Genomic DNA, 24,592 nt, shown 5'->3' on the forward strand with positions numbered 1-24,592 from the left:
AAAGCAATATTTGTTGATTTGGGCAGGGCAGATAAAAGCCTGCTTGACAGCTATCCTGCTGTGAAAAACAGCGTTGAAGGGTCTAAGGCAAATGTTTTTCTTCTTAAAGGAGACAGGATAGTGAAATCTTTTGAAGCAGGGAATATTGAGGCGGGCTATCCTTACTTTTTATGCGTCAAGCCAAGGGCTGGTAAATTGAATCTGTTTATGGAAGGCAAAGGAAACAGGACAAGGATAACAGCAGACTGCATTGATGACTGCACTGCTGCTGTTGTGACTGCCAAAGATGTTGAGAAGATTAAGACTGATGCTGCTTCAATAGGCGAAACTGTAACAGAAGCATCAGATAAGATTGAAGTCAAAAGAAAGTTCTGCAGATTCAAGGAGAACTTTACAAAGGTTGAAATAACAATAAATGCAAAAGATAAATTGGATAATGTAAAATATATCGAGTATATGCCGAAGGAATGCATTGACGACCTTAATGCCTATCTTGAAAGCGTTCTTCCTGATTATTACAAAATAAAGGCAGATCCTCTTATAATGTGGCATTTCAATGAAATGAATAAAGGCAAGGAAGAAACAATAACTTATATTTTGAAGATCGAACTGTCGGATTACTGCAAAGAGCTGATATCAGGAATGGGAATATTGAGTGCTCCGAATTATGGACCGTATCTTTCGAAAGAGCTGCCTTATACAACATTGTTTTTAGGCGACCCTCCTCTTTCTATAAATCTTGATGAGTATTTTAAGGATCCTGATAATAGTGTTTTAACTTATAATGCACTTGGAAATAGTTATGTAAGCGCATATACCTCAAATAATGAAGCAACAGTAAGCGGAAGCAATCCTGTAACAGAAACAGAAGTTTCATTCACAGCATCAGACTCTGCTAATTCGGTTCCAGCTGGAATGACAGTAAGGGTTCTTGACAGCGGAGCTTGCTTAGATAATGATTTAGATGGCTATGGAAGAAATTGCCCTTCCGGGGAGGACTGCAATGACAATGACAATTCAATTAACTCTGGAAAAACAGACAGTCCATGCGATGGAATAGACCAGAATTGCGATGGAGCAGATGCACAGAATACATATGACTGCTATAATGCAGATAATGATGGAGATGCATATAGGGCAGATAGCATTTCAGGAATAGCCACTGGCTGCAGCCGCCCTTCAGATTGCAAAGAAAGGCAGAGCATTGCAGACTGTAATGACAATAATGCAAATATTCATCCTAATCAGGCAGAGAATTGCAATAATGATATTGATGACAACTGCGATAACCTTAATAATGATGGCTGCGATTGCACAGGCACTGTAAGCCATGAATGCGGAGCTACTCCCTGTACTGGCATTCAAACATGCTCAAATGGCCAGTGGCCAGCCTGCACATTATTAGTGAGTTCTTGCGGAACAAGAGACTGCTCGTCTAATAACTATTACAGCCTTTCTGGCAACGTGTGCAATTATTACGGCTATCCTAACTGCTATGATTCCTGCACTGCCCCTGGCACATGCACCTCTTGCATCTGTTCTTCTCCAACAATAGCATCCTCGCAAACATTGAATCCAAGCCAATGCCAATATATAGCTGGCTGCACAGGAACAACTCTTGGAAGCATAGCAAATTATCCGGCAACAACACCATGCACAGGAGGAACATGCGATGGGAATGGGGGTTGTGTAACACAGCAAACATGCACTCCTCAGAGTTGCTCTTCTCTTGGCTATAACTGCGGCAGTTGGTCAGATGGCTGCAGCGGTACTGCAAATTTGAATTGCGGTAGTTGCGGCACTGGGCAGACATGTTCTGGTGGTAGCTGTGCAAATGCAGTTGCGGAGTTGAGTTTGGGATTCAGTAACATCAATTACCAATTTAATAACCCTTATCATTATTATTATCATACAAGAACCTTTATGGAAACTAAGGGTGTTGGTGTTACATTAACACAAGGACAATTATGTTTTCAAAGTGGGGGTTGTAATTCAGCAACAGTCAATTATAGAATCAATGCAAATGGAGCTTATACATGGAGTGATAACTTTTATACGTCTTATTCATCAGAGAAATTCACTCTAAAATACTGGGGAACAGATGACCATATGAATCTTGTTTATGTAGAACAATCCATGGATGTTGTTGGTTCGTGGCATAACCCCTAAGTCGTTCATTTTACTTCTCAACAGTTACAAAAGCAAAACATTTAAATAGTCAAACCCTATTGAGTCCAAAACAGGTGGGCAAAACGTTCAAAAAACTGATCAGCCTGTTGTTGATAAGCCTGGTTTTAATGCTGCCTGTAGCTGTCTCTATAGAAACCTCTTTCAGCCTTTCTTATGATGCAAATGGAAACTTAATCCAGGATACAGACAAATACTACGAGTACAATTCCTTTAATCAACTGGCAAGAGTAAGGGAAAACAACCAAAACGGCAGAATTCTTGAAGAATATGCCTATGACTATAATGGAGACAGAATAAAAAAAATAACTTATGATGAAGAAGCAACAATTACGTATTATGTTGATGAGAATTTCATAAGGGTTGTAAACAGCTCTGGAACATTTGATACAAAATATCATTATAGTAACGGCCAGTTAATCGCAAGGCAGGATCCGGATGGAAAGAAATATTACTATCATCCCGACCATCTTGGAAGCACAAATATTGTAACTGATCAGAATGGGGATGTTGTTGAGGAAACAAGCTACGAGCCATTTGGAGCTGTCCTCGAAGGCGGCGAGAGCAGATTTACATTCACAGGCAAGGAAAAAGATCCAACTGGTCTTTATTATTATGGGGCAAGATACTATTCTCCTGCATTGATGAAGTTCACGCAGCCAGACATAGTAATCCAAAATGTTTATGATCCGCAGTCACTGAATAGATATTCTTATGCTAGAAATAATCCGGTGAAGTATACGGATCCGAGTGGAAATATTGTGGATACGTTTTTGGATGTTGGTTTTATAGGGTGGGATATTTGGGACATAATATGGAAACCAAAATCCTTAACCAATTGGGGTGCTTTAGGAGCCGATGTAGCTGCTCTTTTTATTCCATTTGTAACTGGCGCTGGATTAGCGATAAAAGTTGCTTCAAAGACTGATGATGTTGTGAAGGTTGTAAGAGCCGCCGACAAGGTAAAAGATGTTAAAAAATTATTCAAAGCCGCCGATAAAGCGAACGATGCTGTTAAAACAATGAAAGAGGGCGGTAAAATAGTGGACATTGGAAAAAATGGAAGAAAATACACAAGAACGGCCAATGATATGGCGTATGGCGATAATGTTAAAGGCGCACTAGATGACGCGTTCAAAAAAACAGGAATTGACCAAAAACGTGACGTATCGCGAATAGAGCTTGGAAAAAATGGAAAAGAATTGCCAGTTGAATGGAAAAATGCTGAAGGTGCTAAGGTCAATGTAGATGTAGGTCACATAAACCAAGGTCCTGTTAAACCTCATGTTGGTTGGGAAACTGCTGGAAAACGAAATATCGGTGAAGGAATCAGGGGCCACAACATTTTAGATATAAATCCTAAAGCGGTGAGAAATCTGGATGAGTATGAAAAATATTTATGGGAATGATTAAAATGACAAATAAAATAAAATTCATGAGAGTCGGAAGACATCTCGTAAGAAGGAATGATGAATTAAAAATATGGGTGGAAAGAGAAAAAATTAAAGGTATATCCATTTTGAATAAAAACAAATCTCTGAAATTAAGGAAAAAATTTGTTAAATCTTTTCTAAAGCACGGTTCTGAGAAAGATTGGGATTTGAGCATGTATTGGGACGTTTTTAATGATGATTCTGAAATATTTTCTGAATTGGTAGAACCTAAAAAAAGCATTGATGTTGTAAGTAAACTTATTGAAAAATTTAATTTTTTACATCAACATAAAATTTTCTTAATGTTGCCTGTGACTGATGACATTAGGATAGCGGTTTTTGAATATAAGAATCTGAACTATATTTTAGGTGAAACAGGGCTAGGCGATATTTATGTTTTTGATGAATCTTTTCAATGGACTATATGTATAAACCACCACGATTTTGTAATATTTTTAGATAAACAAAAACAATATGTTGAGAAAAAAGAAAAACAATTAAGCAAAGAACAAATGAAGAAATTCAGATTAAAATGAGCCACTACTTGCAAACATTCAAAGAATTATTGGAAAAATATTTGAAAGGTAGCTTAATAGGTAATGAATTTTACAAAGCATTTAGCAAATATCTCTATGATGAGACTTTGAAACCTCAAAATGCCAAAGAATTCAATATAATTGAAAACTTGTGGGGATATCTTGATATTTACGAGCCAAATAAGAAAAAAGGGCAGGATATGATGTTTTGATAGGAGATGATAGACTAAGGCAAGTTATTGAAGAAGCATTAGAAAAAATAAAAAAACTAGAAAATGCAAAATAAAACGATAAAAGATAAAGACAAGTGGAAAATGAGAGATCTGGTTAGCTTCAGAATCAGAAAGGATGAAGTTGTCGAGATTATAAAAGGAACCAGTTATTTAGGGATCTTCATAGCCATCTTAACTTTAGTTGCTACATTTTTTGTAACGCCTTTGTTATTTGGTCCTTTGGACATTACAGCACAGATTATTAACACATTTGGCGCAGTAATTATTTTGCTGTTGAGCATAGGTATTTACTTCAAGAACAGATTTTGTGCAATAGCCTTATTGATAATTTATGTGATAGATACACTTTCTTTATTTATAATGCCGTTTATTAGCAATTTTAGTGTAGAAAAATATAGTGTAGTAATATCGGGAATAGCAGTACATATTTTCTTTTTGTTTTATTTTATAAAAGGAACAAAAGCTGTTTTTGTTTATCGCAAATATATAAAAATCCAAAAATGAAACTAAAAATTAGCATAAACAGAATATTTGCAATCCTCGTAATTTTGTTAGTTGTATCTACATCGGTCTCTTTCGCACAGGAAACAGCTGCTGTTGAAAAAGCCAACGATCTTAATAATGAGGTCACCGATATTGTGCATTATTCAGATGGCACCGACCCTCCTCTAACAACTACTGAAGAAAATACTGGCGCTTTTGATTTCAGCATATTTGGCAGCGAAGTTCAAACTCAAGCAGTTGCGGAAATCACATCAGCAAGCATAGCATCTGCTACTCAGCCAACTGTGATTAGCAATGCTCAAAAAGGCATCTCAATTGCAAACACATTAAACAAATTCGAGCCAAAAGGCCAGTATTACACTGACTTATTTACAGGCTCTGCAACTTACAGCTTCGGCCTTGAAGTTCCGCCAGGAGTCAATGGCTTGGAACCAAGCATAACGCTAAGCTACAACCACCATCAATCAGGATCAAGAGGCATCTTGGGAAGCGGTTGGGGCTTAAGCCAAGATTTCATCTACCGCGATATAAAATACACAAGATCCGACACATCTGATGACAAGTTTATCCTGCATTTAAATGGAATGAATTTAGAATTAGTTTATGTTCCCTCAGAAAACAGATACCACACAGAAATCGAAAGCTACCTATACATTAAGAAAGAAACTGGTGGAAGCAATCAGAAAGGCGAATATTGGACAGTCAAGGCAAAAGACGGAACAACCTACAGGTTCGGATATAATGCAGACTCAGAGCTTGTTTCAAATCAGGAAAGCTATGTAAGCGCATGGCATCTTGACTCGGAAACAGACACGCACGGCAATACAATAAGCTATAATTATCTTGAAAATCCTTCGCCTGACCAAGCAACATACCTAAACACTATAACTTACAATAATGGTGCAAATACAATTATGTTTAATTATAATTTCAATGCCCAAAATGGTTTTGACGGCTATTCATACGGGACAAAAATAAAACAAACTGCCTTATTGAATAACATAGAAGTAAAAAACAGTAACAAGCTTGTGAGAAAATATATCTTCGATTATGACACAATAGATTACAAAAAATTCCTGAAAAAGATAAGGCAGCAAGGCAGCGATGGCGTTTCAGAACTGCCGCCTGTTGGATTTGAATATAATGTTCCTAATACAGGATGGGCTGAAAGCATCTCTTGGGCTGTGCCTTCTGAAGCTTATTTTGGAAGCGATAAAGATATGGGAGTCAGAATTTTAGACATAAACGGAGACGGCTTCAGCGATATCTCAAAAATGTACAATTCAGGAAATTTTGAATACTGGATGAACAGTAAAAATGGATGGAGTTCAAAGCAAACACAGAGCAATCCTATTTCAGAAGGCTTTGTAAATGACTTGGGGCAGGACCAAGGTGTCAGGCTCGTAGACATAAACGGCGATACGAGGGCAGATATGCTGCAGATGCTTGGCGGTTCAGCCGGTGTCGGCAGGTTAGTTTTCAATAAAGGAAATGGCTGGGTTCAAGGCAGCACTTCAATGCCTGCTGGCATCAGCTTTACAGAAAGAAATGTTGTAACAACATCATGCACGCCTTCTTATTGCCCTTCAGGTTATACTGATGGAGGTATAAGTTGCTCTGGAACTACTTGCACAAGAACTTGTATGGTTGCTTTATGTTCTGGCGCAGGAACAGTTGTTTTTACAGACACAACATATCCTGAATGGAATGATAATGACTATGATGAGGAGGATACTGGAACTTATTTTTATCCGCAAGCAAACAAATGCTATAAGTTTGAATATACAGGCAGCTCAAAAACGCAAAGTGACGATTCTGAATGTTATGACCTGTACACGGACGATGCTTATTATTCTGGCGATTATGACCGAGATTGTACTGGAAGAGACCTTGACGCATATGCAGGAATTGGTTTTGCAGGAAGCAAGACTTCATCCACATGGCTGCAAACAGTCCCTGGCGATGGTTCAAATGGCTATATCGGTTATGCAGATAATTCATATTGGCGTTACAGATACCTTTCAAAATACGACACCGATACTGTTCCAGACCAAAGCGGCTCAAATGCAGGAGATTGGGATGGCTTCAATTATGTGATTTGTGATGAAGCAGGCACGTATACAATTTACTGCGCACCCTCATATGGATCATGCAGCAACTGGGGTAAATCGCAATGCGGGTATGGTTGTGCCAGTGAAAGAACAAGCGCTTTTGTAGTTTTGGGCATTTATAAGGACTATAACGGCAACTTATGGGACGCTCTTGATGACAACGAACCAGGATGCTCAAGTTCTATGGTTAAAGATAATGATTATTTTGGTTATGGAAATTACAGGGTTACACAATATGATACCTCGATGCAATATGCCAATCAGCAATGCACCTTTTCACCTTATGATTATCAAGATACGGGTGTAAGAGCAGTAGATGTCAATAGTGATGGAAAGACAGACGTGATGAAAGGCACAGATGCTGAGAGAAGAACTTGGATAAACACAGGAACTGCCTGGAATGAAGATGCTAGCTGGACTCTTCCGTCTGATATGCATTTCATCAGCTTATCTGACAGGAAAGACAGGGGCGTAAGAATAGCTGATGTCAATGGTGATGGCCTGCCTGATCTGATTAAGGGAGACGGCTCAACAAGAATAACGTGGGTCAATACAGGAAAAGGATGGCTGCAAGATGATAGCTGGCTTATCCCATCTGGAATTTCATTTACAAATAATGGCGAAGATACAGGCACTATTCTTGTAGACATAAACGGCGACAGCCTCCCTGACATTGTAAAAAGCGACGGTTCGACAAGAACAGTCTGGATCAACACAGGCAAAGGCTGGGCTCAGGATAATAGCTGGACAATTCCAAGCGACATAACATTAAAAGGCATTGGCTCTGCAATAGACGACATCAATGGAGACGGAATGCCTGACCTGATAAAAGCCACTGATTCGAGCAACAGAAAAACATACACAAACAATGCTGCAAAAGCATATCTTTTGACAGCAATAAAAAACGGGCTTGGAGGCACTATTACACTTGACTATAAAAAAATAGCCGAGTTAGACAGCACACATGGCGACGGCATAAACGATCTTGGATTCAGCGGATGGGTTGTAAGCTCAATAACACAGAACAATGGCCTGAGCAGCAGCCAGATAATCTCAACAACGAGCTATGATTATTCTGGAGGCTTATACGAGCCAAATGATAAGGAATTCCGCGGCTTCAATTATGTGCAGGAAACATTGCCAGACGGAACTGTTGCAAAGCATTGGTTCAACCAGGATAAAGCAAGCAAGGGTCTTGAATACAAAAGTGAAATATTCGATAAAAATAACAATCCTTACAAAAAAGCTGAAAATGAAATCGCATCAGAAGACAAAGGAGGCTATTACTCTGTAAAATTAGCTTCAACCACAGACTACACTTATGAGGGCAATTCAGCCAATCCGAAAACAGTAAAAACAGAATTCAGCTACGATTCTTACGGCAACATCATAAAAACATTTTATTTAGGAGATACTTCAACAACAGGTGATGAAAAATACATTTACAATGAATACCTTTACAACACAAATGACTGGATCATCGGCAATCCAAAGCACACATATCTGCTGGATAACAATCAAAACAAAGTTTCTGAAAGCTGGTTCAGATATGACAATAAGGATTATGACCAAGCTCCAAGCAAAGGCGATCTGACATACAGGACAGACTGGCTGAATACAGGGTCAAATTTACTGGAAAGCTACAGCTATGATCAATACGGAAATGTTGTAAGCTATACAAATCCGAGAGGCTATACAACATCTTACAGCTATGATTCTACAAACACATTCTTAACAAAAGCCACAAATGCAAAAGGCCATCAAGCCAGCTACAGCTATGATGCAGGAACAGGAAACTTATTATCTTTTACTGATCCAAACAGCTACAAAACAGAATATGTGTATGATGTATTCGGAAGAAAAACAAAAGAAATACTGCCTTATGACAGCTCAACTTATCCTACAACACAGATCCAGTACAGCATTGACGGAACAGCTCCTGAAGAAACAAAAGTTATGCAAAGGGAGGAAAGCGGAACATCAAAAACATATGACGCTTACAATTATTATGACGGCTTCGGAAATATTGTTCAGACTAAAAAAGAATCTGACTCTTCGCAGCTAATCACGCAGGACAAAACATACGATTCAATGCTAAGATTGAAAGAAGAAACAAATCCTTATCTTTCCAGCGCAGGCTACACTTCGCCTTCAACTGATGCTAAAAAGATAAGCTACACTTATGGCACATTAAGCAGGATAACCAAAATAACAAACCCAGACAATACAGCCAAAACAACAACATATGATCATTGGAATACTTACATTTATGACGAAAACAGCAACAGGAAAGACTTTGCTTATGATGCATACGGCAATATAATATTTGTCAAAGAGTACAATAATGGTGAGATATATACAACATATTACGCTTATGACTCATTAGGCAATCTGAAGGAAATAACAGATAGCAAAAACAACAAGATAAAATATGCTTATGATTCCCTTGGCAGAAAAACCCAGCTTCAGGATCCTGATTTGGGAACATGGAGCTACAGATATGACCAAAACGGCAATCTGATCAGCCAAACAGACAGCAAAGGCAATTCAATCTCATTGCAGTATGATGAGCTAGACAGGTTAACTATAAAGAGCGCACCTGCTGAAACAATAAATTATTATTATGATTCTGGAACAATCGGAGCAATTTCAAGAATAAGTTCGCCAGTATTGGATGCAAGCTTTAATTATAACCAAAGAATGAGGCTCGTAAGCGAGCAAAAAATAATCGACGGAACAACATTCAGCACATCTTACTCTTATGATGCAATGGACAGGCTTATATCAAAAACCTTGCCAGATAGTTCCACAATAAGCTATTCTTATGATGCGCAAGGCCAGCTTAAGTCAATCAACAACATCCTGTCAGACATAGACTACAATGAACTGGACCAGCCCATACAAAAAGTTTACAATAATGGTTTAACAACTAATTTTCAATATGATCAAAATAATCATAGGTTGGCAAGGTTAACTACAAGCAATATTCAAGATTTGTCTTATAGCTATGATTATATTGGCAACGTAGTTAAAATAGCAGATTATGTGCATAATAAAACAAGTTCATTCCGGTATGATGAATTAGATAGGTTAACTGGTGCTGAAAGTTATTCTGGCACAGCATCATTAACAAGCACATCATCATCCCAATTATTTCAATCTGATTTTGAAACAAGCAATAGCTTAGCAAATTGGTTCAAAGGCGGAATGTTGTCAGCAAGCCTTTCAAGCGCTTCGCCAACTCCGGTAAATGGAAGTTATTCCTTGGCAGTCAGCAGATCCGGTGGAAACCTTTACGATACTTATATGAATTTTACAGCTCAAAATGCAGGAGTCATAACACTAGAAACAAAAATACTTCCAAGGGGCAATTGGTATTATGGATTTTCAGATGCTTCAAGTTATCCTTTGCAGGGAAAATGTTATGAATTTAGCTGTGATGCAAATAACAAGTGGTATTTTTATGATGGCTCCAATTCCATTGATTTAGGCGTTTATGGGTGTCAGGACAAATGGTGGCAGATTAAATTCCAAGTAAACTTAAGCAACTCTGCTACCAATGTCGGGGATTGTAGCATTTGGATAAATGGCACAGCTATATTGCACAAGGATTGTCATACAAGCAATTCGATTTATTGCGATAAAGTTTCAGCATGGTTCAGTTATCATGCCGATACACAAACGAGCTATTATGATGATACGCGGATTTATGTTGAAAATAAAAGTAGCATTCCGCAAAATGTTTCAAAGATTACAGAAGAAGAATTCAACATTACATACAATTATGACAGCATTGGCAATATAATCAAATTAGTCTCAAAATATCACAATATCTTGTTCCTCTATAGCGGAAGCCCTGTGCATGCCCCTGCCAGCACCATATATCAAAATATGACTATAGAACAATTCAGCCTCAAAGACAACTTTGGCAATGCTGTAGCCAGATTTGATGTTTTGGGTAATTTATGGCTAAAAGGAACCTTACAGCAAATCTCAGGTTATACGGCAACAAACAATGATGAATTCAGATTTCAAAACAGAAACGGCAATGATGTTGCAATAATAGACTTAATTAACGGCAAGATGTATATTCGTGGCACTTTATTTGAAAAACAAAACAGTTTAATCCCAACAGATTACAATTTCATAATAAAAGATGGCAATGACCAAGTAGTTGCATTTATTGATGAATCAGGCAATATACTCCTTAAAGGAACATTAAGTACAGGTTAATAAAAATATTTGGAGGCAATAAAAATGAAAAAAACATCAAACATGAAAAACAAAATAAAAATATTGTTTGTAGCCATTTTAATGCTGGCCTCAGCATTGCTGATCAGCGCAGGAGACATCATTTTTAAGGCCGGAAACTTGGATGTCAGCCAGGATTTATTGGCTAACAGAATAGGGATAGGAACAACCAGCCCCGGTAATAAGCTGCATGTTGTTGGCGGTGATGAGGTTGTACTGCGGGTGCAGAAGTATCCAAGCGGCACTGAAGCCGTCAGCGTGGAAGGAGGATACATCTATCTTTATGGCGGCGATTACGGATTTGGGACTGGAGACAATAGTGAGTTTACTTTTAGGGTAAACAAAATAGAGAAGATGAGGATAGCAAGAAACGGCAATTTAGGCATTGGAACTGTAAGCCCAACAGAAAAATTAGAGGTTGCCGGCAATATCAAGGGAACTGGGTTATGCATTGGAACTGATTGCAGAACATCATGGCCTTCCGGAGGCAGCAGTCAGTGGACAACAAGCGGCTCTAGTGTTTATTACAGCACAGGCAGCATTGGCATTGGAACAACAAGTCCCGGCAATAAGTTGCACGTCGTAGGCGGGGATGAAGTTGTGCTTAGGGTTGCAAAGACTCCATCAGGAACAGAAGCAATCAGGGTTGACGGAGGCTACATTTATCTCTATGGCGGCGCTTATGGGTTTGGAACTGGTGACAATAATGATTTTACTTTTAGGACCAATGCAGTTGAGAAAATGAGATTAACAGCTAATGGTAATTTAGGTGTTGGAACTGCAAACCCAACAGAAAAACTGCAGGTAGCAGGAGCAATCAAAGCTACAGAGTTCAAGACAGGCGACATCACTTTCAACAAGGATGACAAGCCGGTATGGAGAATGTTTGAGGACGATAATGGCTTGTATGCAGAAAGCCTGACAATAGGAAAGAAATACAGATTTGTTTTGGAAGAGTTGACTGAAAAATAGATAACAAATATATTAGTACATGTGTTTTTGCCTATTGCAATGATTTTAAAATTAATTAAATAGAAATTGGTGAAAATAAGAAAAATAAAAAGTTAAATACCGCCGCCAGATCCACCACTCTTATTTGCTGCTCCGCCATTATTGGAGTTCTTAATGACGATTCCAGTTCCTACTGTTGCAATGGTCTCTAATTTATTTTCCCATGCTCCTTTTGCTTCGTCGATGACTGTTCCTATGACATATTCGCCTATTTTTAATACGCCTTTTGTCTTGTAATTATCCCAGTCTTCAAGCTTATTTGTCAAGCCATAAAGAGTTTCCGGTATAACACGGAAAGGAAAAGATAATACTCCCCCTACAATGCCCATCAATCCATTTTCTTCAAATTGCTTGTCAATGGTTTTCCCTACTCCGGTATCCATAGTTCCAGAATCTTCACCAGCCACACTTAAAACATCAACTCCATTTGGAAAGTCCCCGCCATTGCTTTCTGCTTTGACAGCAGTTGTTGTTACCGCATATCCCAAACTTAAACCACCAATTAAACCTAAAAATCCTTTATAAAGTCTGTTCATTTTTATTGCCTCCTTGTAAATTTGTTTTAAATCAATAAAGTATCTATTACAAATACTGCCTTATATTTAAATCTTTCGGTTTTGTAACCATTTGAGAGTGAATATATGGAAAGGTTTAAATAGCTAAATTGATTACTGAGTAAAATGTGAATGGGGGCAGAGATACCATGAGATCGATAAATAAAGAAGCAGATTATGTGCCTGTATTTGGCGATCAGGGAAAGGAAGCTATAACCTCGCTTCGACAAACAGCTGGCTGTTTTAAAGTATATGAAGTAAATCCTGCAATAGGCTGTGATTTTGGTTGCACGTATTGTTCTATGTATGGCCAAGAAAGCGAATTACGACATATGCCTGTAAAAGTATTCATGGATTATCCGAAGTACCTCGAACAGTTTATTGCTGAGAACAGAAATACAAATGGCTTAATATTTAATTTTACGCCAAAGAGCGATGCCTTTTGCAATGCTTTAATAGACTCTGGCGTTACACAACGAATGTTCGATGTTTTCATTAAGGCCAGAACAGAATTTTACATTTTAACAAAATCAGGCATTCCGCGAAAAGATGTTCAAGAAAAATTGATTCAAGCAAAAGATCTTGTTCAGATTATAATCTCTGCTGGTTTGCCAAATGAGGAATATAGGGCAATTCTTGAGCCGAACACGCCACCTATTGAGGAAAGAATGGCGTTTGGAAAATTTTGTGCAGAGAATGGAATCCAAACAGCAGGCATTGCTGCGCCTTTCCTTCCATTTTCTATTGAAGGATATACACAATCAGTCATTGATAGGTATGCTGATATTGAAGTAGACCACATTTCAGTGCATTTATTGAAATTATCAGAAATGTGCCTTGAACGGCTATGTAAACAATTACGAGGTTACGGAAACATATTGAAAAAAATCTACGGTAATGAAACTTCAGAAAGCATAGAATGGACTCTGCCAGGAGGTAAAAAAGTTAAACGTTATTATGCGGACAAAGAAATCATAAAAGAGGAACTAAAAAAATTTAAAAAAGCAGCAAAAACAAAAAACATCACATTAAGCACATGTGTTGAAGTTGAAAAATTGATTGAAGACTTGCATTTCAACGATGATGCAAGAAAGAAAGGGATAACTTGCGTTGGTTTTAAAAATAAGAGGTGAAAATAATGCCGCGACTATTTTTTTTGGTAAAAAGTCAGGAAAAAGCAGATTATCTAAAAAGTAACATCCCAAAAATTGTAAATCTAATAAATAGACCACCAAATACAATAGAATTCTATATGCAAGTTGATGAGAAAACTTCAGATGAAAAGGCTTCTATTTTTTTATATGATTTGGAAGAAAGAAGAACTAAAGAGTTTCAGGAGAAGATTATTGGTGGCATTGAAAAAATAACATCTATAAATTCTGTAGAATTAATTTTCATAAAAAAAGAGAACTGGATATTGAAGGAAAGGGTGTGTGAAATTTGCCAGGACTCAAAAATATAAACCAAAAGTTAGACTATTCTGTTGCGGAATCTTATCTAGAGCAGGTTATGTCCACTTTCAAACCTAAAACTGACTATAAAAAATTCATGATCGAAGAAAAGGAATTAGAGGAAAAAGCATTCTCAATCCTAACTTCAAGAGAATTTTGTTATTTAAGCAAGAAATTATCTGAAAAATATAAATCCGGCATAGTTAAAAACATCTCTTTGGCAATCAGTCAAAACAAGCCAATCCAATTTTTTTATGATGTTGGCGGAGGTTATCATGCAAGTTTAGACTTTCATAAGCCAGAATTATGTTTTGATGTTGGCCTGGGGGAATTACTCATATTATATCAAATAAAGAAAGCCACAGATAGAATAGAAGAAATTTATCCCATTGGGTGTAATTTTCATCTTGTTATTGATAATAGATGCTCTCAACTCGCCAATGACGTACCTGTTGAAAAAACAGAACAATATTCTGCTAATTTTAGAGAATTAATAAAAGAGGTCGGCATGAATTCTGTTGTAGATATGATGGTGGAATCAGAACTTTTTAATATTGATCAATATGATATAGAGCATATTACTAGAGAAGAAATCGACAGTTACAAATTAACATTTAAGGAACATGAGAATGTTATTCGTTTTCTTGGTTATGAATGTTCTGAAAAAGAGGCTATACTAAGAATACTGACTTATCAACAACTTATTCAAATTTCTGAGTCATTACTAGGATCAGCAACCTTAGAGGGTGTTAGATTAACCCAAAGATCTACAAATTCAACATTTTGTTTTCGAGCATTTCCTGGTTCAGATTCGAGAATTCAATGCGGTCAGGTTTCCATAGAATACCAAGATAACACTTCAGTTAGGCCTCTCTTATTGACGAGCACAAATTTTGGCGATCATAATACTCATGTAGTACCATTTCCCAGAATATTGCCAAGAGAAGTGGCAAGCATAATAATATCAAACAAAAAAGGCATAAATGAATAATGGATTAACTAACTGCATTGGTGCAATCATCTTAGAAGGCAATGAATTCTATGATATTAATACAGATAAAGCTATGTTAAAATGTAAATCTAAAGCATATGCGCCTCTATTTATGCCTTCTATAGTTGACTTAAGAATAAATGCTGATGAAGATGCTAGATTATGGAAGATATGGTATTGTACACCAAGCATTAAGGTTACAGGAAGAACAAACAAGGATAGTGTAGTTGTTGTTTATGCACATATTCCTAATTACTTTTGTGAACAAGAAAACATAAGACGGGCAATAGATTTGGGATTGATTAATCATGCTGGAAGAGTTCCCCAACAGGAATTCGATAGGCTAGTTAAATTAGATGGCGTGGCAGATTTACAAGGAAATAGATTGGTTTGGGTAGTGGATTATGATAAAATAACTGATGCTCCGTCTGAAGTAATAAGCGTTGATTACGCTTTAGAACATCCACAAACAATCCCTTTTTTGGGAGGTGTGAAAAGAGCAGAAATGTACCTGAAAAAATACAAAGAGGTATATGGTAAAAAAATAGGGGTGTGGTACACCGAAGATAAATATGAACAACCACTAGGCAGACTTTTATTCATAAGCTCCTGTATAGATGGGTTGCTTGGGAGTGTGCTTTTGGGAGGCGGCGGGCGTTTTTTAGGAATCAAATCCGCCAGCAAAACAATTGAGTATGCAATAGAATCATTTAATGTTTCTAGAATAATTAGCTCCACTAAAGAAAAACTTGAATTTGAAATGAAAAACTACATCAAGTTATGTTAGAAAAGCAAATGGAAGGCAAAGGCAACAGGACAAGGATAGAAGCAGACTGTGCTGATGACTGCACTGCCTTAAATTAAATCTTTCGGTTTTGTAACCATTTAGGAGTGAGGATAGAAAGGTTTAAATAGTTAAATAACTTACTCCAAACAAGGTGAATCAAAATGGAAGCAACCATCTGCGTACCGAGAGAGGAATATGTAGAACTTCAATTTTACAAGAAACTAGTAGAAAATAATCTAACTGAAGATGTTTCAGGAGAAGAACTGCAACTGATAGAAGAGGCTAGAACAGAAAAGTCAATGAGCAAAAAAGACTTTTTGGATAAAGCCAAGAAACTGATATAGAATGTTCATTCTTAATTATAAGCCTTCTTTCTATGAAGATCTGGAAAAGATTGTTAAAGACAAAATAATAAGAAAACAAATCATAGATAAAACTTTAGAGCTTGAAAACAGAGCGCCAATCGGGAAAAAACTCAAAGGAAATCCTTTTTGGTCGATTCATGTTAGCAATTTCAGGATAATCTACGAGATGAATGGCAGCAATATAGATTTTTTGAGAATAGTGCCTAGGAAACATGATTATAGAGAAATATAGCTGATAAAAAAGAAACTTTGCTAAAGAAGAATGCGATTCCAATAGGCTGCATAGACAAAGCAATATTTGTTGATTTGGGCAGGGCAGATAAAAGCCTGCTTGACAGCTATCCTGCTGTGAAAAACAGCGTTTTTATGCGTTAAGCCAAGAGCCGGGAAATTGAATCTTTTTATGGAAGGCAAAGGCAACAGGACAAGAATAACAGCAGACTGCATAGATGACTGCACTGCTGGACTTAAATCTTTCGGTTTTGTAACCATTAAAGAGTGAAGATAACTAAAAAATCTACATAAACATGGCGAGCCTCCTTTTTGATATTCATAAAACACAACTACCCTTAAGAGCATGTAAAGTTAAGAATTTATTCCTTTTCTTTTATAATGGGGGAGTTCCAATCCTTTAGTCATAGTGCCTTTTACTTTGTAAAAGAGGCATATGTTTTTAGACTTTTGCAGAGATCCAGAAAAACAAAAACTTACAATCTTGAGGAGTATTAGAAAGAATAATGGTTCTTTTAATGCATTATATGCTCCTCTAGAGGTTGCAGAAGCAACTTATCTAGCCGAACTTCTTGGAGTTGATTATAAACTTGGACCAACGAGTGAAGCACCATTTGATAGAATAATTCTTGATCTTTCTAGAAAAATAAGTGACAATCCCTTTAAAATGATTTGGTACTCTGAAGTGCCTGATAGACCTACCTCATATCTCAAAGGCAATCAAAAGTGTGTTTACCTAACAGATTCTCCTGAAGAAATTCATAATAAACTTAAAGATGATACTTACAGTCAATGGTTATTGGATGTACTAAAACCTTTCAATGCTTCATCCTTAAACTTAGAAGAGAATATTTGTAATATTTCAAAAGCCATATTAGATAAAATTTGAGATACATTTATAAATTAAAAAATAACAAGTATGCAGAATGGTAAAAGAAGTAGAATCATTTTACGATAAAGTAGCAGTTAATTACTCCGATCACGACGATAGAGTATGTGATCGAATAGTTGAACATTTCATTATAGACAATCTCCAAAAAAACAAAATACTCAAAATTCTAGATGCAGGTGGAGGTACTGGTAGGTTTTCTGAACCACTATTAAAAAAAGGCCATAATATTGTATTAACAGAACTATCTAAAGAGATGTTAAACAAAGCAAAAAATAAATTAAAATCTTACTCAAATATAGAATTTATTAAAAATTCGATTACTAATATGGCTGAATTTAAAGATGAGTCATTTGATGTTGTATTAATGATAAATGCCATATTAGATTATTGTGGAGACTATAATGAAGCCATGCAAGAAGCACATAGAATCCTCAAAAAAGGAGGATTATTGATGGCAACAGTAAATAATAGGTTGATATATTGTAAATCCCATGAGCTTAAAGAAGGCAATTATGAATCATTTAGAAAGAATATGAAAACAGGAGATAGATATATTGTTTGGGGTGGACAAATGAAAGGCCATATAAGTCATGAGTTTACATTGGATGAGTTAAGAAATTCCCTTACTCAAAATGGTTTTAAAATAAAAAAAGTATTAGGTATTTTTAATCTTATGGATAAATACGAAATGAATAATCTCAAGAATGAAGAAGAGTTCATTAAAATACAAATAGAATATGCCGAATTACAGGAATATATAAATAATTCTCAAGACTTTTTCTTTGTTGGTGAAAAATAAGAAGTTTACGTATCTGAATGGAACCTAAATATGTTAATAAAAGAAGCTTCGCTTTTGAGATAATCAAATTGCCCCCTTGATAACTTGTTCTTAATGTATCGCGTTCGCTCAATGGAAAGAACTCTTAGACCTCCGGTGCTACGCACATTTACATTCGGCTTCGCCTCGAAGATTGATAATTCTATATCAACTCCAAAATTACACCGAAAACAAAAATTTGGTAGGACTCGTGGATTTAAGTTTAAGAAAAAGGTATTTGTATTGCCATAACAGGAGCCTCATGACAGCCAACTCTTAGAAATTCTCAGATATTATTATCATGAAATATCTTTTTTTAATAATGTTTATAATAAAAAAGCCCGATTTTCTTAATATCTTTTTTGCTTCTTCAGAAGTATAAAACTTTTGGTGAGAACTCTCTTTTTTTCTTAGTTCTTTGTCCCATTTTTTCACAACCTTATAATCTCCACACCAATCAAATATAACAAAAATGCCTTTATCTTTTAGGACCTTATTGATCTCTTTTATCTTCTTTTTTGGATTGTTAATATGGTGCAGTAACCTAATTGCGAAGACATAGTCAAACAAATTATTTCCAAATCTTAAATTATTTAGCGACATATTTGATATTCTGATCTTTTTTCTATTCTTCACCCTTTCTCTTGCAACTTTGATGAAGTTTGGTGTAATGTCTATACCTGTTAAGTTTAATCTATTCTTGTATTTATTGTCTAAATCTATAAGCAAATCTCCAGTTCCGCATCCTATATCCAAGATTTTATCTCCTTTCTTTAAATTAAGCAAACTAATTATTAATTGCCTATATTTCTTATTTCTTTTTTCTTGATCAAGACTTCCTGCACCAGGGTGTGTACATTTTGGAGACCATTCTGAGAAATCCTTTATAATATTTTTTTCATATTGTTTCATTTTTCAATCCCTTAAGTTTAAATCCTATCTAAGTGACCGTTATTTGGACTTTTTGTTGATACATAATATTTATTTGATTTTTAAAGACGATTATATGACATTACATACAAAGCTAGTTTTTATGACTTTTATTCTTTTCTACTTTTAACACATTTTAAGTCATCTTTGTTATAGCGCATTGATATAATTATGCGGCATACGATATGACCTCATTCATATAGTATACCACTAATAAGTAATAATTACAAGAAGAACTTTTATTTAAATCTTTCGGTTTTTTACCATTTGGAAGTGAATATATGGAAAGGTTTAAATATGAGAATAGCTTACTATGAGTATGGAAAACCAAATATTGCTTAATGTAGCGATCAAGGAAGAGCCAGAAGGCGGCTATTCTGTTGTTTGCACAGACTTAGATGTAGCCAGCCAGGGAGAAACAATAGACGAAGCTGTAAAAAATATTAAAGAAGCTGTTGAGCTATATTTTGAGAGTGCTAAAGAATTGGGAATCATGGATGAGATTCTTGAAAAATTGGGTCTAACTAAAAAAGATGTTGAAGAGGGTATTTCTGTCCCAAAAATATTCAAAACAGAAATTCCAGTAAAGGTAGCTGCATAAGATGAAGCTGCCATTGGTTTCTTCAGATAAAGTATTAAAACTGTTATCCAAGAAAGGCTTTTCTATAGTGAGACAAAAGGGCTCTCATATTTCTTTGCATAAAGAAGAGGAGGGAATAACATTATTGGTTGTTGTACCAAAAAAAGATCAAATAAAAATAGGAACTTTGATCAGCATCTTAAAGCAGGCTAAAATAACCAGGGAAGAATTTTTGAATGAGATAAAATAAGATTTATTAAATCTTTCGGTTTTGTAACCATTTGAGAGTAAAGATATGGAAAGGTTTAAATAGTTAAATAACTTACTCAAAACAAGGTGAATCAAAATGGCAACTGAAGTAGAAGGCATATACAAAAACGGGAAGATACTGCCTGTAAATGATATCAAGCTAGAGGAAAATACAAAGGTTACAGTTGTGATACATGATCACTTGAAAAAGAAGGCATTTATGGAAAAGTTAATTGGGGTTTGGGAGAATGTAAAGGAAATGGACGGCATATTTAACGACATCTTGAAAAGAAGGCATAAAGATATCGGAAGAAATGCAGGTATTTAAATGGTAGTTCTGGATACAGATTTTCTCGTAGGTTTGTTGAGAAAAAACAAGGATGCTGTCAAAAAATTTGAAGAAATTGGCCCCGATGAGCATTTAAGAACCACTGTTTTTAACATACATGAGCTAGTGGAGGGTGTTTGCAGATCCAGCAAACCAGAGCAAAATATGAAGCAGGTTGATGAGCTTATAAAAGATATAGAAATTTTGCCTTATCTGGGTTATCATCCTCAGATTTCTGGTAAAATCTCTGCAGATCTAATTAAAGAAGGCAAAATGGTTGGCATAATTGATGTGCTTATTGCGGCAATAGTTTTAAAAAATAAAGAGATGCTTATCACCAAGAACAAAGAACATTTCGAAAACATTGTAGGGCTGAAGATAATCGTTTGGTAGTTTATTCTCACGATAAAAAGGAAGTTCTGCAGTTTAATTTCTTATCCTTATTTCCTCTGCGTAAAGCCTGTTGGCGGAAAGCTCAATCTGTTCATGGAAGGCAAAGGAAACAGGACAAGTATAACAGCAGACTGCTTTGATGACTGCACTGCCTTAAATTAAATCTTTCGATTTTGTAACTATTTTAAAGCGAGGAGATTTAAAAAAAGAAAACTTAATAAAGGTATTGCTTCATTATCTGATAGATATGGCCAAGGTCAAACCAGCAAACGAAATAATGAATGCCGCCTACTGGCGAATAAAGCACAAAGATGTCTTTCATATGAAGAGCCTTTACATCATGATGTATGAATGGCTGGTGGAAGAGGAGTGGGCTAAGAGAGATGAGGATTTTCCTGAAAAAACATATCTGCAGAATGAGGCTGCGCAGGGCGGAACAGAGCTATGGATTTTCTGGAGGTTTGAGAAGGACCCTTTTCGTGGAAGAGCGCCACATGGAGTCAGCAAATTTTTTCAGTGGCAGATAAGAATAGACTTTCACATAATTCTTTTAAAAGACATTGAAGTAATGCACCAAGGCCAGAAATTCAAGACAAATTCAGGCGAAGTTGAGATGAAATATTTTCAGGGGAAGGGTGTTTAAAGAAGAAGCTGAAACATTGAAATTAGAGCTTTACAGGGAAGCATATAGGCTGCAGGATGCTGTAAAGAGCTATCTTAAATTAAAGAGATGGTATCCTGAGCCTGAAGAAATGGGCACATATTTTCCAACTGGCGGGCTGGGCGACGTATAAAAACATAAATTATATAAACTAATCAATTTAGATTTATAATATGTCTGAAGATACGCAATGGGAAACTCCTCATTATAAAATAAAAAAGGTCGGAATTGTTGATTTGGACGGCCTTTACAGGCTCATGCATAGATGGTATGTTGACAGAAACTATTATTTTGAAGAGCCCACATACAAGCATAAAGTGCCCAGCCCTGCAGGAGCAGAAGAGGAGTTTGAATGGTTTGGCTGGAGAAAGATGAATGATTATGTGAAATATTGGATTTTGACTTATATGCATTTCTATGAGATGAAAGAAGTGGAAATTATTAAAGACGGCAAGAAGAAGAAAATGATCAGGGCAAGGGTTTATATTGAAGTGTGGGGCACGATGGAGTGGGATTGGCAGAAAAGATGGACTGGCTCAAAGTTTTTGGAGAATGTAAGAAAATTTATGGATCAGTACTTTTTCATGACAAGGGACAAGATAGGGAGCGCAGTATGGGGTGACAGGCTGATGTATATTGCCATGAAGCTGCATAGTGAAATAAAAGAACATCTGGAGATGGAAACATTAAGCGATACTTATGCTGATATGTGGTGAGGTAAATGGCTGAAAGAGAATTGCTGGTTGAAAACAAAGTTGGCTATGAGGGGCTGTTCAGCGTTAAGGAGCTTTACAGGCTTATTGATGCTTTTTTCAGGGAAAAGGGCTATGACAAGAGGGAAATCAAAAACTCTGAAAAGGTTACTCCTGAAGGCAAATTCATTGAAGTTGAGATGATGCCCTGGAAGAAAGTGACAGATTACGCAAAGAATGAAATATGGATGCGCATAATAATTGAAAACCTCAAAGAAGTTGAGGTTGAGAAGAACGGCGTTAAGGTCAAATTAAACCAGGGTTCATTAAAGATTGTTTTCTACGGCTATCTTACAACGGATTACGAGAACAGGTGGGAGCAGAAGCCAATGTTCTTTTTCATAAGGACGCTGTTTGACAAGTTCTTTTTAAAGCAGTATGTTGATGAATTCAAAAAGAACCTGCTCGGCGATGTCAGCCTTATAAGAAACCAGGTGGACGGGTTTTTGAATTTATACAGGTACAGAACCTGATTTATCCCATCTTAGGAAAAATTAATAAACACAGCAATAAAAACTTAATTCTTGGAGGGTGATTTTATGAAAGAGCTTTGCTTCATCACAGTTATTGGATCTGACAAAAAGGGCATTATAGCGAATATATCCGGCTTCCTGTATAAAAACAGCGTCAATATTGAAGATATAAGCCAGAAAGTCATTAGCGGCTATTTTGTCATGACTTTGCTTGCGGATATAACTGATTCTAAGATAAGCGTTGATGAAGTAAGAGCGGGCTTGGATAAGATTGGAGAAGAGATGGGCCTGAAGATTCAGGTGCAGCATGAAAATATATTCAAGGCAATGCACAGGGTGTAAAATATGACCATAACTGTTGATGAAATTTTTGAAACAGCAAGCATGACCCTGCACCATAATTTTGATATAAGGGCTGTGACGCTTGGAATAAATTTGAAAGATTGCATCAATACAAATTTCGACTTATTTTTAAAAAATGTTTATGAAAAGATTGTGAAAAATGCAAATCTTCTTGTGAAAAATGCAAAGGAGCTGGAATCAAAATACGGCATCCCTATTGTCAACAAGCGCATTTCTGTAACGCCTGTTTCTTTGCTTGCGGAGCAATATCCGACAAAAGAAAATTACTTGAAGATGGCTGAAACACTTGATAAAGCTGCAGCTGATGCTGAAATAGATTTTATTGGGGGCTTTGGCGCTTTGGTGCAGAAAGGAATGACAAAAGCGGATGAAGCTTTGATTGACTCGCTGCCTGATGCGCTGTCAAGGACAAAAAGGGTGTGCTCCTTCCTTAATATTGCCTCAACAGTTTCTGGAATGAACATGAATGCTGCAATAAAGCTTGGAGCGATAATCAGGGAAATTGCTGCAAAGAGCGAGAATGGAGTTGGCTGCGCAAAGCTTGTTGTTTTTGCAAATGCTCCTGAAGACAATCCATTTATGGCAGGCGCGTTTCATGGCATAGGCGAGCCTGATTTTTCGCTTAACATCGGAATAAGCGGGCCAGGAGTTGTGAGAAGCATTGTTGAAGACAATAAAAAGTGCGATTTGACGCAGCTTTCTGAAGTCATAAAAAGGACGGCATTCAAAATAACAAGAGCGGGCGAATTAATTGGAAGAGAACTAGCAGGCAAAATGAAGGTTCCATTCGGCATTGTTGACATTTCGCTTGCCTCAACAACTGCAGTAGGCGATTCTGTTGCAAAAATAGTTGAAGCAATGGGCATTGAAAGAATAGGAGCGCACGGCAGCACAGCTGCCCTTGCTTTGCTTATTGATGCTGTCAAGAAAGGCGGCGCAATGGCAAGCGGCAATGTTGGCGGTCTGAGCGGGACTTTTATTCCTGTAAGCGAAGATTTGGGAATGATAGAAGCAGTAAAATCAAAGGCTTTATCGCTTGATAAATTAGAAGCATTGACTGCTGTATGCTCTGTTGGCCTGGATATGTTTGCAATTCCTGGCGACACTCCTGCTGAAACAATAAGCGCGATAATCGCAGACGAGCTTTCAATTGGAGTTGTGAACAATAAGACAACTGCAGTAAGAGTTATCCCTGTCCCCGGCAGGAAAGCAGGCGATTATGTTAAGTTTGGCGGATTGCTGGGAGAAGCTCCTGTGATGGATGTCAATAAGTTCAGCTCCAAGGATTTTATCATGAGGGGCGGAAGGATGCCGAATCCGATAACTAGCTTGAGGAATTAGAGGTTTTAGCGAATTCTTTTTAAATAAATATTCCATTATTTAAGAATTTCTAATTTTAAGCTTTGCAGCGGTTAAGTCAACTCTTGTGAGTTGACTCCATTTCTATTGAAATGGTAAAAAAATAAATTAAAGAAACAATTAGCTCCCTCTAGTGCTTGGAAACTGCCA

At 36.7% G+C, this 24,592-nt stretch carries 27 protein-coding genes; 25 read left to right on the top strand and 2 right to left on the bottom strand.

Annotated features, from left to right (window positions below):
* The 7 genes from HYU07_06060 to HYU07_06090 form a co-directional block, all read left to right on the top strand.
* Positions 1–2,169, top strand: a 2,169-nt coding sequence (locus HYU07_06060) for a putative metal-binding motif-containing protein (GenBank protein MBI2129773.1), incomplete at its 5' end; no start/stop codon positions are given.
* A gap of 74 nt (positions 2,170–2,243) precedes the next feature.
* Positions 2,244–3,596, top strand: a complete 1,353-nt coding sequence (locus HYU07_06065; protein ID MBI2129774.1) for a hypothetical protein — start codon at positions 2,244–2,246, stop codon at positions 3,594–3,596.
* 5 nt (positions 3,597–3,601) lie between these two features.
* A complete protein-coding gene (locus HYU07_06070) occupies positions 3,602–4,156 on the top strand; it encodes a hypothetical protein (GenBank protein MBI2129775.1) in 555 nt (184 codons plus the stop codon).
* Entirely contained in the window at positions 4,153–4,368 is a 216-nt protein-coding gene (locus HYU07_06075; GenBank protein ID MBI2129776.1) for a hypothetical protein, read from the top strand. Before HYU07_06070 ends, HYU07_06075 begins: the two co-directional genes overlap by 4 nt.
* A gap of 102 nt (positions 4,369–4,470) precedes the next feature.
* Positions 4,471–4,893 carry a hypothetical protein gene (locus HYU07_06080; protein MBI2129777.1) on the top strand — a complete coding sequence of 141 codons (423 nt, stop codon included), beginning with the start codon at positions 4,471–4,473 and terminating at the stop codon, positions 4,891–4,893.
* Positions 4,890–11,237, top strand: a complete 6,348-nt coding sequence (locus tag HYU07_06085; GenBank protein ID MBI2129778.1) for a VCBS repeat-containing protein — start codon at positions 4,890–4,892, stop codon at positions 11,235–11,237. Before HYU07_06080 ends, HYU07_06085 begins: the two co-directional genes overlap by 4 nt.
* 24 nt (positions 11,238–11,261) lie before the next feature.
* Positions 11,262–12,227 (top strand): hypothetical protein, encoded by a 966-nt coding sequence (locus HYU07_06090; protein ID MBI2129779.1) that lies wholly within the window; start codon positions 11,262–11,264, stop codon positions 12,225–12,227.
* A 92-nt stretch (positions 12,228–12,319) separates the two neighbouring features.
* Here the strand turns inward: HYU07_06090 and HYU07_06095 are convergent, their stop codons facing one another.
* Positions 12,320–12,802: a hypothetical protein gene (locus HYU07_06095; protein ID MBI2129780.1), complete on the bottom strand. Its 483-nt coding sequence runs from the start codon at positions 12,800–12,802 to the stop codon at positions 12,320–12,322.
* A gap of 167 nt (positions 12,803–12,969) precedes the next feature.
* On the opposite strand from HYU07_06095, the gene HYU07_06100 reads away from it, so the two are divergent.
* The 8 genes from HYU07_06100 (at position 12,970) to HYU07_06135 (ending at position 18,336) form a co-directional block, all read left to right on the top strand.
* Positions 12,970–13,953, top strand: a complete 984-nt coding sequence (locus tag HYU07_06100; GenBank protein ID MBI2129781.1) for a hypothetical protein — start codon at positions 12,970–12,972, stop codon at positions 13,951–13,953.
* A 5-nt stretch (positions 13,954–13,958) separates the two neighbouring features.
* Positions 13,959–14,282, top strand: coding sequence for a hypothetical protein (locus HYU07_06105; protein ID MBI2129782.1), 324 nt, complete (start codon positions 13,959–13,961; stop codon positions 14,280–14,282).
* A gap of 86 nt (positions 14,283–14,368) precedes the next feature.
* A complete protein-coding gene (locus HYU07_06110) occupies positions 14,369–15,262 on the top strand; it encodes an L-tyrosine/L-tryptophan isonitrile synthase family protein (protein MBI2129783.1) in 894 nt (297 codons plus the stop codon).
* Positions 15,255–16,049 (top strand): hypothetical protein, encoded by a 795-nt coding sequence (locus HYU07_06115; GenBank protein ID MBI2129784.1) that lies wholly within the window; start codon positions 15,255–15,257, stop codon positions 16,047–16,049. Before HYU07_06110 ends, HYU07_06115 begins: the two co-directional genes overlap by 8 nt.
* Positions 16,050–16,210: 161 nt before the next feature.
* Entirely contained in the window at positions 16,211–16,393 is a 183-nt protein-coding gene (locus tag HYU07_06120) for a hypothetical protein (protein ID MBI2129785.1), read from the top strand.
* A 1-nt stretch (position 16,394) separates the two neighbouring features.
* Entirely contained in the window at positions 16,395–16,646 is a 252-nt protein-coding gene (locus HYU07_06125; GenBank protein ID MBI2129786.1) for a type II toxin-antitoxin system RelE/ParE family toxin, read from the top strand.
* Between the two features lie 435 nt (positions 16,647–17,081).
* Complete coding sequence (locus HYU07_06130) at positions 17,082–17,534, top strand: hypothetical protein (GenBank protein ID MBI2129787.1); 453 nt, start codon at positions 17,082–17,084, stop codon at positions 17,532–17,534.
* A 37-nt stretch (positions 17,535–17,571) separates the two neighbouring features.
* Positions 17,572–18,336, top strand: a complete 765-nt coding sequence (locus HYU07_06135; protein ID MBI2129788.1) for a class I SAM-dependent methyltransferase — start codon at positions 17,572–17,574, stop codon at positions 18,334–18,336.
* A 294-nt stretch (positions 18,337–18,630) separates the two neighbouring features.
* Here HYU07_06135 and HYU07_06140 read toward each other — a convergent pair whose 3' ends face one another.
* Positions 18,631–19,266, bottom strand: a complete 636-nt coding sequence (locus HYU07_06140) for a class I SAM-dependent methyltransferase (GenBank protein ID MBI2129789.1) — start codon at positions 19,264–19,266, stop codon at positions 18,631–18,633.
* 337 nt (positions 19,267–19,603) lie between these two features.
* Here HYU07_06140 and HYU07_06145 point away from each other — a divergent pair, with 337 nt between their 5' ends.
* The 10 genes from HYU07_06145 (at position 19,604) to HYU07_06190 (ending at position 24,424) form a co-directional block, all read left to right on the top strand.
* The gene (locus HYU07_06145) at positions 19,604–19,885 is read left to right on the top strand and encodes a type II toxin-antitoxin system HicB family antitoxin (GenBank protein ID MBI2129790.1); all 282 of its coding nucleotides are present in this window, start codon (positions 19,604–19,606) and stop codon (positions 19,883–19,885) included.
* Between the two features lies 1 nt (position 19,886).
* Positions 19,887–20,114 carry a type II toxin-antitoxin system HicA family toxin gene (locus HYU07_06150; protein ID MBI2129791.1) on the top strand — a complete coding sequence of 76 codons (228 nt, stop codon included), beginning with the start codon at positions 19,887–19,889 and terminating at the stop codon, positions 20,112–20,114.
* 96 nt (positions 20,115–20,210) lie between these two features.
* Positions 20,211–20,441, top strand: coding sequence for a DUF104 domain-containing protein (locus HYU07_06155; GenBank protein MBI2129792.1), 231 nt, complete (start codon positions 20,211–20,213; stop codon positions 20,439–20,441).
* Positions 20,442–20,834: a type II toxin-antitoxin system VapC family toxin gene (locus tag HYU07_06160; GenBank protein MBI2129793.1), complete on the top strand. Its 393-nt coding sequence runs from the start codon at positions 20,442–20,444 to the stop codon at positions 20,832–20,834.
* A gap of 247 nt (positions 20,835–21,081) precedes the next feature.
* Positions 21,082–21,477, top strand: coding sequence for a hypothetical protein (locus tag HYU07_06165; protein ID MBI2129794.1), 396 nt, complete (start codon positions 21,082–21,084; stop codon positions 21,475–21,477).
* Positions 21,470–21,628 carry a hypothetical protein gene (locus HYU07_06170; GenBank protein MBI2129795.1) on the top strand — a complete coding sequence of 53 codons (159 nt, stop codon included), beginning with the start codon at positions 21,470–21,472 and terminating at the stop codon, positions 21,626–21,628. Before HYU07_06165 ends, HYU07_06170 begins: the two co-directional genes overlap by 8 nt.
* A gap of 40 nt (positions 21,629–21,668) precedes the next feature.
* Complete coding sequence (locus HYU07_06175; GenBank protein ID MBI2129796.1) at positions 21,669–22,211, top strand: hypothetical protein; 543 nt, start codon at positions 21,669–21,671, stop codon at positions 22,209–22,211.
* A gap of 5 nt (positions 22,212–22,216) precedes the next feature.
* Complete coding sequence (locus tag HYU07_06180) at positions 22,217–22,720, top strand: hypothetical protein (protein MBI2129797.1); 504 nt, start codon at positions 22,217–22,219, stop codon at positions 22,718–22,720.
* Between the two features lie 66 nt (positions 22,721–22,786).
* A complete protein-coding gene (locus tag HYU07_06185; GenBank protein ID MBI2129798.1) occupies positions 22,787–23,062 on the top strand; it encodes an ACT domain-containing protein in 276 nt (91 codons plus the stop codon).
* A gap of 3 nt (positions 23,063–23,065) precedes the next feature.
* Positions 23,066–24,424: a PFL family protein gene (locus HYU07_06190; protein ID MBI2129799.1), complete on the top strand. Its 1,359-nt coding sequence runs from the start codon at positions 23,066–23,068 to the stop codon at positions 24,422–24,424.
* The last annotated feature ends 168 nt before the right edge of the window (positions 24,425–24,592 follow it).

The organism is Candidatus Woesearchaeota archaeon (assembly GCA_016180285.1).
Classification (GTDB): Archaea; Nanobdellota; Nanobdellia; order Woesearchaeales; family JACPBO01; genus JACPBO01.